This window comes from Kitasatospora xanthocidica, assembly GCF_014656195.1.
Lineage (GTDB): Bacteria > Actinomycetota > Actinomycetes > Streptomycetales > Streptomycetaceae > Kitasatospora > Kitasatospora xanthocidica.
Map to the genome: position 1 here is coordinate 1 of NZ_BNBY01000062.1, position 4,047 is coordinate 4,047.

Below are 4,047 nucleotides of genomic sequence, written 5' to 3' on the forward strand. Positions count from 1 at the left end.
GGGGTGTTGTCCACGAAATTGGTGATCAGCCAGTTCAGGTTCTGTGCGGCCTGGCTCATCTGAGTCAACTCAACGCTCCTGGTGGTTCGAGCCGCCGAAGAGATCGGTGCTCCGGTTCTGTCCGTTGCCGGACTGGTCTACCTGATCGGGGTCGATCCGGAAGCTTCCGGTGTTCCCGGCACTGCGGCCCTGCTCCACGCCACGGCGCAGGTTGGTGAGGCGGCCACGGACCTCCTCGGGGCTGCGGGAGACCTGCGGCCCTTCCTGCGGGATGGACTTGGCGTTGCCGGGCACCAGGTTCTGCTTGGGCACGCGCCGCGGCAGGCCGGCGCCGGTGGTGCCGGCGGAGGAGGGTTCGCGCAGCTGCTCGGCCCGCTGCCAGTCGCCGTCGTTCGGCGACTGCCAGGGGGAGGCGGTCGGGCCGGTCGGGCCGTATCCGCCGAGCGACGACACGTCGTGGCCGCGGGTCTCCGCGGGCATCGAGGTGTCCTTGGCACCGGCGAACCAGTTCGGGGTCTCGCCGGACGGGCCGGAGGCGGCCGGCGCGCTGCCGGGGCCGCCGTTCGCCAGCTTCTCGCCCGGGCGGCGCTGCGGCAGCCCGGACGGGAGGGTGGCGGGCGCCTGCCCGGGGGCGGGCAGCGCGGGCGGCTCCGGGGCGTACGGGTGGCCGGCCGGGGCCTCCTGGGCCTGCTGGCCGTACTGGTCGGCGTAGCCGTCCTGCCGGTAGCCGCCCTGGTCGTAGCCGTACTGGTCGTCCGCGTAGCCCTGCTGGTCGTAGCCCTGCTGGCCGTACTGGTCGGCGTAGCCGTCCTGGGCGTACCCGTCCTGCTGGTAGCCCTGCTGGTCGTAGCCGTACTGGTCGTCGGCGTAGTCCTGCTGCTGGTAGCCCTGCGGGGCGTACTGGTCGTAGCCCTGCTGGTAGTCGTCCTCGACCTCGGCGTCCACCACCGGCGACTGCGGGCCGCTCTCCAGGGCCGCGCGGCGGACCTGGTCGAGGCGCTGCGAGCGCTGGACGGCCTCCAGGGCCGGGCTGAAGCCGGAGGAACCGGCGTTGCCGGCACCGGTGAGGTGGTCGTCGAAGCCGAGCTCGGCGGCGCTGCGGGCGCCGGCCTCGGCCGCCCACGGCGCGGTCGGCTCCTGGTCGGCGAAGATCCGGGAGACGGTGAACTGCTCCTCGGGCTCCGGCGGGGCGCCGCCCTGGGTGACGAACGGCGGGAGCATGACCAGCGAGGTGGTGCCGGCCGACTCGCCGGACGGGCGGAGCTGGACGCGGATGTCGTGCCGCTGGGACAGCCGGCCGACCACGAAGAGGCCCATGCGACGGGAGATGGTGGCGTCGACCGTGGGCGGCTCGGCCAGCTTCTCGTTGATCTCCGCGAAGTCCTCGGCGGTGAGGCCGATGCCCTTGTCGTGGATCTCGACCAGCACGCGGCCGTCCGGCAGGCGGGTCGCGTTGACCATGACCCGGGTCTGCGGGCTGGAGAACGAGGTGGCGTTCTCCAGCAGCTCGGCGAGCAGGTGGACGAGGTCGGTCACGGCGGCGCCGACGACGTCGACCTCCGGGATGCCGGAGAGCTCGACGCGCTCGTACTGCTCCACCTCGGACGCGGCGGCGCGGAGCACGTCGACCAGCGGCACCGGGGTGTTCCAGCGGCGGCCGGCCTCCTCGCCCGCGAGGACGAGCAGGTTCTCACCGTTGCGGCGCATACGGGTCGCGAGGTGGTCCAGCTTGAAGAGGTTCTCCAGCTGGTCCGGGTCGGCCTCGTTGTTCTCCAGGTCCGTGATCAGCGCCAGCTGGCGCTGGATGAGGCCCTGGCTGCGGCGCGACAGGTTGGTGAAGATCGCGTTGACGTTCCCTCGGAGCAGGGCCTGCTCGGCGGCGAGCGCCACGGCCTGCTGGTGGACCTGGTCGAACGCCCGGGCGACTTCGCCGATCTCGTCCTTGCCGTGCAGCGGGATCGGGGTCACCGAGGTGTCGACCCGGTCGGGGTCGGTCTTGGAGAGCTTCTCGACCAGGTCCGGCAGGCGGTGGTCGGCGATCTCCAGGGCGGCGCTGCGCAGGGTGCGCATGCCGAGGATCATCGAGCGGGCCACGTAGCCGGTGAGCAGACCGGCCAGGATCAGTGCGGCGACGACGATGACCGTGTTGAGGATGGCGTCGTAGAGCGCGTTGTCCTTGAGGCTGCGGGAGTCGTTGAGGACGTCGTCCAGCAGGAGGACTTCGGTGTTCCGCAGCGCCTGGATGTGGGTGTTGGCGGCCTGGTTCCAGTTGTCCGGGGTCAGACCGGCGTTCTTCGCCTCGGCGAACGAGGCGTCGGCGTTGGCCTTGCCCTTCAGCTGGCCCTCGGCGGCCGCCTGGCTGTAACTGGCGGCCAGCGCCATCAGGCCCTGCATCGTGGGCGCGGAGCCGTTCGGCATCTTGTACGCCGAGCGGTCCTTGGCGGTGTCCAGGGCGACCTGGGCGTCCGCGTACTTCCTGACGTCCTCGGGGGCGCTACCGGTGTTGAACTCGTTGAGGGAGACCTGCTCCAGCTTCTCCGCGATCAGGATCTGCTGGGTGGCGTCGGCGTTCTCGTACCGGGTGGTGCCGTTCTGCGCGATGCCGACGAGCAGGCTCAGCATCAGCGAGCGCTGGGTCGAGGCGGAGGCCTTGGCCAGCGACATCGCGTAGATCGCGCGGCCCTTGCTGGTGGCGTTCGCGGAGCCCAGGCCGACCGAGTTGTCGTAGGCCAGCAGCGGGGCGAACATCACCGAGTAGGCGCTGGCGGTCGCGCTGAGGAACAGCTCGGGGCTGTACGCGTTGGCCCGCAGGTGCGGCAGGTCGATGAGCAGGGCCTGGAAGGCGTCGTGGCGGCGCGGCAGCTCACCGGACTTGTCCGAGGCCGCGTAGGCGGCGTTGTACGCCTTCAGCGCGGCGTCGGTGTCGGCGCGGCGCTTGGTGACCTCGTTGTTCGGGTCCTGCTTGGTCAGCAGGGGTATGAGCGTCTTGTCACGCTCGTTCTCCAGCGCTTCGGCGAGCTCGGTCGCGGCCTTGGCCAGCTCGGCGGTCTTCTCGGCGCGGGACGCCTTGATGAAGCCGTCGACCGAGGTGTTCACTCGCAGACCGCCGAAGACGAGACTGATGATCACGGGGATCAGCAGGATCGCGATCAGGCGGGTCGGCACGCGCCAGTTCCGCGGGCGGAGGAACTCGTACCGGCCGGAACCGCCGCCGTCCTCGCCCGTGGCGCCGCCGCTGCGGGGCGCCGAGGGGATGCTCGGGGGTTTCGGGGCGGCTGCGGCCTGGGGGCGTTCCTCGGTGGGAGTGAACGCGGAGAATCCGGCCGGGCCCGCGGGGGTACCGTTCGGCTCGCTCTGGCGGGGCTCGGAGCGCCGCTGCGGGGCGGGTTGCTGCTTACGCCTCACTCGACAACTACCTCTCGGCCGACTGCCGGCCATGGATCAATCCAGCGCTACCCCCGGGCCCTGGCCCGTCGCCGGGCGGGCCGGCGGGAGAGATTCAGGGGTAGCTGGAATTTCAGCACGTGCAGGGATGGGGGACAAACAGCCGTCGTATGGCACCCGCGTCGGCGCAATCCGGACAATCACCGACATGACGGAGCAAAACCGTGGTCATCTGGCGCTGAGTGACGCTGTTTCGCCACTCTGCGTCATTGTTGATCACGAAATGCCTACCGAACTGTTATCCGCTGCTTATACACGGGTCTTGCGCGGGGCCCCGGGAGGACACCGGCCGGTCAGTGGCACGGCCCCGCCGACCCGCTGCTAGGACGGGCCGACGGGGCCGACTGGTTCCTGCTGTCACTCGCGCGCTCGCCTCCGGAGCGCTCGGGATCCGGTGCCGACGGTCGGCGGGCACTGCGCCACCTCCTTCGTCGGTGGCTTGGCCCTTCTCCCTTTCGGCACCGGCGCGCTCCTTCGGCTCGGCGCGGCCGTCACTCGCGCGCTCGCCTCCGGAGCGCTCCTTCGCTTCGGTCCGCTGTGGGGGTTCAGCGGAGTCGGGCGAGGAGGGCGTGTTCGACGAGGGTGATGAGGGCGCTCTTGGCG

At 71.0% G+C, this 4,047-nt stretch carries 1 protein-coding gene and 1 pseudogene; both read right to left on the reverse strand.

What is annotated here, in order from left to right; genetic code table 11:
- Positions 1 to 68 (reverse strand): annotated as a pseudogene (locus IE332_RS40385) (roadblock/LC7 domain-containing protein); the annotation flags it as partial.
- 1 nt (position 69) lies between these two features.
- Positions 70 to 3,405: a nitrate- and nitrite sensing domain-containing protein gene (locus tag IE332_RS40390; RefSeq protein ID WP_229929323.1), complete on the reverse strand. Its 3,336-nt coding sequence runs from the start codon at positions 3,403 to 3,405 to the stop codon at positions 70 to 72.
- Positions 3,406 to 4,047: the final 642 nt, after the last annotated feature.